The 6933-nt window shown below is 39.2% G+C and carries 4 protein-coding genes and 1 pseudogene; 4 read left to right on the top strand and 1 reads right to left on the bottom strand.

The window, feature by feature from the left end:
- Positions 1 to 12 precede the first annotated feature (12 nt).
- Entirely contained in the window at positions 13 to 207 is a 195-nt protein-coding gene (locus FC65_RS07745) for a YjzD family protein (RefSeq protein ID WP_056972170.1), read from the bottom strand.
- A gap of 297 nt (positions 208 to 504) precedes the next feature.
- Between FC65_RS07745 and dnaE the strand changes: the two genes are divergently transcribed.
- From dnaE to FC65_RS12480, 4 genes and pseudogenes are all read left to right on the top strand, one after another.
- Complete coding sequence (dnaE, locus tag FC65_RS07740; protein ID WP_056972169.1) at positions 505 to 3843, top strand: DNA polymerase III subunit alpha; 3339 nt, start codon at positions 505 to 507, stop codon at positions 3841 to 3843.
- A gap of 129 nt (positions 3844 to 3972) precedes the next feature.
- A complete protein-coding gene (pfkA, locus tag FC65_RS07735) occupies positions 3973 to 4935 on the top strand; it encodes a 6-phosphofructokinase (RefSeq protein WP_056972167.1) in 963 nt (320 codons plus the stop codon).
- Between the two features lie 92 nt (positions 4936 to 5027).
- A pseudogene (gene pyk / locus FC65_RS12485) lies at positions 5028 to 6020 on the top strand (pyruvate kinase); the annotation flags it as partial.
- A gap of 1 nt (position 6021) precedes the next feature.
- The coding region (locus FC65_RS12480) for a pyruvate kinase alpha/beta domain-containing protein (RefSeq protein WP_268872477.1) at positions 6022 to 6771 on the top strand (750 nt) is incomplete at its 5' end.
- Between the last annotated feature and the right edge of the window lie 162 nt (positions 6772 to 6933).

The raw sequence follows: 6933 nt of genomic DNA, 5'->3' as shown, positions 1-6933 counted from the left end.
CGATAGTGTGAACTATCTCCTACCCGATTTATAATTTTTTGGTTTTAACATTGGTGCAATCAAATTAATGACAACAAAACCACCAATCATTGAAATCACAACAGCGGTTGAAACATTGAAAGCCCCACCACCTAAAGCAGAAACAATATAGCCCAAAACAAGACCATAAATTGCACTCCAAAAGAGCAAAGTGAGTTGTTTAAGCATTTCCTTCACCTCTCATTACCTAGTAGTTTAGCACAAAAATAAAAAAATAAACATAGCTTTTTAAAAACAGTAGGCGCAGACTTTTGGTTCAAGTAGACAGCACTAACAGACTCTCTTTTCAGAATTATAGTGCAAAATTTGGTTGGTCCTGCTCTTGTGCAATGCATGTGCATCTTACAAGGAGATATTCGGACAATAAACTTAAATTAGTGCATCTAAAATGGTAAATGTTTTTGAAGGTCATTAAGAATTTGAGTATAATTGATTTAACAAATAGAAAAGGAAGGGGGAAGCATAATGTTTAGTCCGCTTCAGGTCATTAGTTGTTATAGTTTGCTGCAAAGTCCACTTAAAATTTCAGATTTAGTAAAAAAAGCAAGTGAAATGGGTTATCAAGCCCTAGCTATAACTGACATTAACGTTATGTATGGCGTTTTAGATTTTTACAAAGCCTGTCGAAAATATCATATTAAACCATTGTTGGGCCTAACTTTGCAATTAAATGATACAAGACAAAAGCAAACGGCCAATGATGTGATCTTGTTAGCCAAAAACAACCAGGGTTACCATAATTTAATGAAACTTTCGAGCCTAAAAATGACGAAAGATCCTGATGATCCAAACGGAGATCGTCTTTTATTGACAGAAATTGCACCGCTCTTACATGAACTTTTTGTGATCACACCAACTAAGAACAGTTTAGTGCTTGAAGCATTGCATAGTCATAACTTCACTGGAGCTAAAACGGAACTCACTAAGATCAAAGAAATCTGTGAGCCTAACAGTTTATTTTTAGGAGTCAGTATGCACATGGAAGATCAGTTAGTGATCGATCTTCGTGCCTTGGCAAAAGAACTTAACTTGAACATTGTGGCAGCTTCTCCTCTAAAATATTTACGACCAGAACAAAATTTTGAAGTTTCAGTCTTGAACTCTATTAGACTCGGTAAAAAAATGACTAGTTCTGAATTAACACATCAACAGGATGGACTGCATTTTTTGAAGTCTCCGCAAGAATTTCTGCAGGAATATCGGAAGTCCGGATTAGAAGATGCCTTTCAAAATACAACGCAGATCGTGGACCAAGTCGACATCCAAATTGAGTTTCCACCGACTCGATTGCCGCGTTTCAAAACACCTAAAGGTTATACTTCAGCCCAGTACCTGCAAGAATTATGTCAAGCTGGATTAAAAAAGAGGGCCCAAGAAAACCAGATCGGGAATTTAAAACCTTACCAAAAACGTTTGGATCATGAGTTAGCCGTCATTGAGCGTATGGGATTTGATGACTATTTTTTAGTAGTCTGGGATGTTACTCATTTCGCGCATGAACATCAAATAATGATCGGCCCAGGACGAGGATCTGCAGCTGGATCATTAGTCGCTTATACTTTAATGATCACTGACGTGGATCCTATACAATATAATCTACTGTTTGAAAGGTTTTTGAATGAAGAGCGCGTGCAAATGCCAGATATCGACTTAGATATTCCTGATTTAAAACGTGATCAGGTCATAAAATATGTTCATAAAAAGTACGGTCACGAGCAAATGGCACAAATCATTACTTTTGGTACCCTGGCAGCTAAACAGGCGCTGCGTGATGTGGGTCGTGTGATGGGTGAAACGACTTATGAAATGGACCAATGGAGTAAAGCAATCCCGTCAGTTTTGCATATTACACTTGCAGAAGCCTATCAAAAATCACAAAGATTACAGAACTTAGTTGCAGATAGTCAAAAAAACGAACTGATTTATAGAACAGCCACACACTTGGAAGGCCTGCCGCGTCATTATTCTTTACATGCTGCTGGGGTGATTTTAAGTGAACAAAAACTCTCAGACCTAGTTCCTGTTCAATTGGGACCTGATGAAATGCTGGTTACGCAGTTTGCTAAAGATCAGGTGGAAGAAGTTGGCTTATTAAAAATGGATTTTCTTGGTTTGCGTAACTTAACGATTTTAGAAAATTCATTGCGTTTTATTGCCATTGGCTGTCAGCAAAAATTAGATATTCATCAGATAGATCTTAAAGATCCACCGACATTGGCCCTCTTTCAAAAGGCAGACACGAATGGTGTTTTTCAGTTTGAATCTGATGGTATCCGTAATGTTCTCAGAAAGTTGGTTCCAACTTCATTTGAAGACATTGCAGCCGTTAATGCTTTATATCGGCCGGGACCAATGAATAATATCGATGAATTTATTGCGCGTAAGCATGGACAAAGGCGAGTGACTTATCCTGATCCTTCTTTGAAAAAAATTCTCGAACCGACATATGGGATCATGGTTTATCAAGAGCAGGTCATGCAAGTTGCTTCAGCGATGGGCGCTTTTTCTCTTGGTCAGGCCGATCTTTTACGACGTGCGATGAGTAAAAAGAAACATGACGTGATCTCTGAGATGCAGCAAAAATTTATTAATGGAGCTACCAGCAAAGGCTTTGACTCTCAAACAGCTGAAAAAGTTTATGACTATATTGGCCGTTTTGGTGATTATGGCTTTAATCGCTCTCATGCAGTTGCATATTCTAAAATGGCTTTTGAATTAGCTTATGTAAAATGCCACTATCCGGCAGCTTTTTATGCAGCGTTATTAAACTCTGTGATCGGTTCAGACAAGAAGATCAAGACATATCTTACGGAAGCTAAAAGTCGTCAGATCAAAGTCCACGCACCAGCAATAAATGAAAGTGAAATTTATTTCATTTTAAAAAAACATGCCATTTATTTTGGCTTGGGTTGTATAAAAACAGTTCGACGCAATTTCGTGCATGCGATCATTCAGGAAAGAAAAGCTCATGGCCCTTATCGCACTTTTAATAATTTTTTACAGCGGATCCCAGCAGAGTTTTTAAAGCAGGAAGGTATTGAGGCATTGATTTATAGCGGAGCTTTTGATGAATTAGAACCTTCACGGGCAAAATTGCTTGACCAATTGCCTAAAATGCTTAAAAATGTCGAATTGAGTGGTGCTAATGTTGAATTATTTGAAATGTTAGCGCCTAAAGCAGAAGAAACTGTGCCTGAATTAACGGAAGAAGAACGACTCAACAAGGAAAATTATTATTTAGGTGCCTTTTTATCAGGACATCCAGTCGAAAAATTTCCCAATTTAATGCAGACATACCACACTGCTAAGGTTAGTGAGATCCGGTCAGGACAAAGTGTTACTACTATTGTATATGTAAAGAAAATAAAGACCATTCGAACAAAAAAGGGTGAGCAAATGGCTTTTGTCACGGCCGACGATGAAACGGGAACGATCGATCTCACTGTTTTTCCCCAGCAGTTTCGGCAGTATGGGCCTAAATTATCTGAGGGTGTAGTAGTGATGGCCAAGGGTAAAGTAGAGAAACGGCGGGGACTCCAGTTATTAGTCAGCTCCCTAAATCTAGCTCAGGATGTGATTAAGCAGCGTTACTTTCTTCGCTTACCCAACGGGAGTTCTGTCCAGAAAAAGCAAGAATTGAAAAGATTGCTCGAAGTTTTTCATGGAAAAGTACCAGTGATCGTCTATGATGAACATTCAAATCGTAAGGTCCTATTGAGTGAAGAGCTTTGGCTCAGTACTGATGATAGAGCACAACAGGAAGTTATCAAGCTATTAGGCGAAAGTAATGTTGTTTTGAAATAATGAAAATAGATGTAAATTACATGAAAAAATTCATAATTTTTTTGAAATATACAAGACAATTTCTGTGAAAAGTGATACTATGAACATTGGAGAATGTAGTACAATAGAAACTTTACATGAGGTGAAACTATGAAACGCATTGGCATTTTGACAAGTGGTGGAGATTCTCAAGGTATGAATGCTGCGATCCGCGCGGTTGCTCGTTCAGCCAACTTTGCTGGCTTGGAAGCATATGGAATTAATTATGGTTATAAAGGTTTGGTCGAAGGAAATATTGAACTCTTGGACCTTGACCGGCTCGATGGCATCATCAAACGTGGCGGTACGATCTTGTATTCAGCACGTTTCCCTGAATTTGCTGAGAAGGAATACCAGTTAAAGGGTATTGACCAACTAAAGAAATTCGGGATCGATGCTTTAGTTGTCATCGGTGGTGATGGTTCATATCACGGAGCAGAGCGTTTGACGCAGCATGGTTTCAATTCCATCGGTATCCCCGGAACTATCGATAACGATATCCCCGGAACTGATTTTACGATCGGTTTTGATTCTTCTGTCAATGTCGCTGTTGATGCGATCGATAAGATCAATGATACGGCAACTTCTCATCAAAGAACTTTCATTGTGGAAGTTATGGGACGTGGCGCAGGTGATATTGCTTTATGGGCAGGGATCGCTACTGGTGCAGATGCAATTGTTATTCCCGAGCATAAATATGACATTCAGGGGATCGCTGATAAGTTGACTAAGAACCGTGAAAACGGTAAGGGTCATGGATTGATCGTGATTGCTGAAGGTGTTATGTCGGCTCAGAAGTTCAAAGAAGAACTTGACAAGCATGGTGACTTTGATAGTCGTGCAGTAACGCTAGCCCACGTTCAACGAGGCGGCCAGCCTACAGCCAAGGATCGTGTCTTTGCTACACAACTTGGAGATTATGCTGTTCGGTTGCTCCTCGAGGGAAAGGGTGGCTTAGCGCTAGGAGTTCATGACAACAAGCTTGTTGCAAAAGATATCATTGATACTCTTGAAAATCATAAGCATCAGACTGATCTTACTCTATTAGAGTTAAATGACCGCGTCAGATTTTAACTGACCATAGTTAATACACTCAATCTATTGAGTTCTTAGTTATTTTAAGTAATTTTACAATACTTTATTTTCCAAAGGAGAGGTAACTTATAATGAAAAAGACCAAGATCGTAAGTACACTTGGACCAGCTAGTAATGATTTAGATACAATTGTGAAGTTGATCGAATCAGGTGCTAATGTATTTCGCTTTAACTTTTCCCATGGTGACCATGAGGAACATTTAAGCAGAATGAACTTAGTTACACAGGCTGAAAAGATCACTGGTAAGATGGTCGGTTGTATGTTGGATACTAAGGGTGCTGAGATCCGGACTACTGCTCAAAAAGAAGGAAAGCTCTCATTTGAGATCGGTGATGAAGTACGGATTTCGATGGATGATTCTATTGAAGGAACGCATGAAAAAATTGCCGTAACTTATCCTGGTTTATATGATGATGTTCATGAAGGCGGCCATGTTTTGTTTGACGATGGCTTGATCGACATGCAGATTGAAAAAAAGGATGATGAAAATAAGGAACTTGTATGTAAAGTCCTTAATGACGGGATTTTAGGCTCTAAAAAGGGTGTAAATGCTCCTGGCGTTTCAATTAATTTACCTGGTATTACTGAAAAAGATTCCAATGATATCCGTTTTGGGTTAGACCATGAGATCAATTTTATCGCTGCGTCCTTTGTTCGTAAGCCTCAAGATGTCTTAGATATTCGTGAGTTATTAGAAGAAAAACATATGGAGCATGTTCAGATTTTCCCTAAAATTGAATCACAAGAGGGTATTGACAACTTTGATGAAATTTTAAAGGTCTCTGATGGCTTGATGGTTGCTCGTGGTGACATGGGTGTTGAGATTCCAGTCGAAAATGTTCCTTTGGTACAAAAGAGTTTGATCAAGAAGTGTAACGCTGTTGGCAAGCCCGTTATAACTGCTACACAAATGCTTGATTCCATGCAAGAGAATCCTCGTCCTACACGCGCTGAAGCCTCCGATGTTGCTAATGCCGTTTTTGATGGTACTGATGCGACTATGCTTTCAGGTGAATCAGCAAATGGTGATTACCCTGTAGAATCTGTTGCTACAATGGCACGGNAACACTTTGCGTCAACACAAGAGTTTCTCGATCAACGATTTCGACAAAACAGATGTAACTGAGGCTGTTGCTCGTTCCGTTGCTGAAACAGCAGACAACTTGAACATCAAAACAATCGTTGCAGCCACAAAATCGGGTCATACTGCTCGTTTAATTTCTAAATATCGTCCAGATGCAAATATCTTGGCCGTAACTTTTGACGAACGGACACGTCGTGGTTTATCAATTAACTGGGGTGTTCATCCTGTCTTAGCTGATACACCAGCTTCAACTGACGAAATGTTTGCTTTAGCTACTGAAAAAGCTAAGGCTGAAGGTTTTGCCAAGGAAGGCGACTTGATCTTGATCACTGCTGGTGTTCCTGTTGGTGAGAAGGGTACTACTAACGTGATGAAGATTCAATTGATCGGTTCAAAAATCGTTGATGGACAGGGCGTTGGTGATGAAACAGTTATTGGTAAGGCTGTTATAGCTGAATCGGCTAAAGAAGCTAATGACAAGGCTGTTGAAGGCTGTATTCTTGTTACAAAGAATACTGACAAAGATTACCTTCCAGCTATTGAAAAAGCTTCTGCATTGATCGTTGAAAACGGTGGTTTAACTTCGCATGCTGCTGTTGTTGGTATTTCTATGGGTATTCCAGTTGTTGTTGGTGCTCATAACGCAACATCATTAGTATCAGAAAGTGAAGTTGTTACTGTTGATTCACGTCGTGGAATTGTTTACCATGGTGCTTCTAATGCACTTTAAAATTAAATAACTTTAACAAACACCATGTTTGTGAGAAGTGATTTGAAACTTTTTGGTTTCGAGTCACTTTTTTTGTTCAAAAAGTGCAAGGGGCTCTAAGGTCAAAATATTTTTCATTAAGGACTAAATAGCAAAGTTAGCGTAAAGTATTTGTGGGTGGAA

Origin of the sequence: Ligilactobacillus acidipiscis DSM 15836, from assembly GCF_001435755.1 — a bacterium.
Lineage (GTDB): Bacteria > Bacillota > Bacilli > Lactobacillales > Lactobacillaceae > Ligilactobacillus > Ligilactobacillus acidipiscis.
This window is presented reverse-complemented; position numbering and strand designations above follow the sequence as displayed.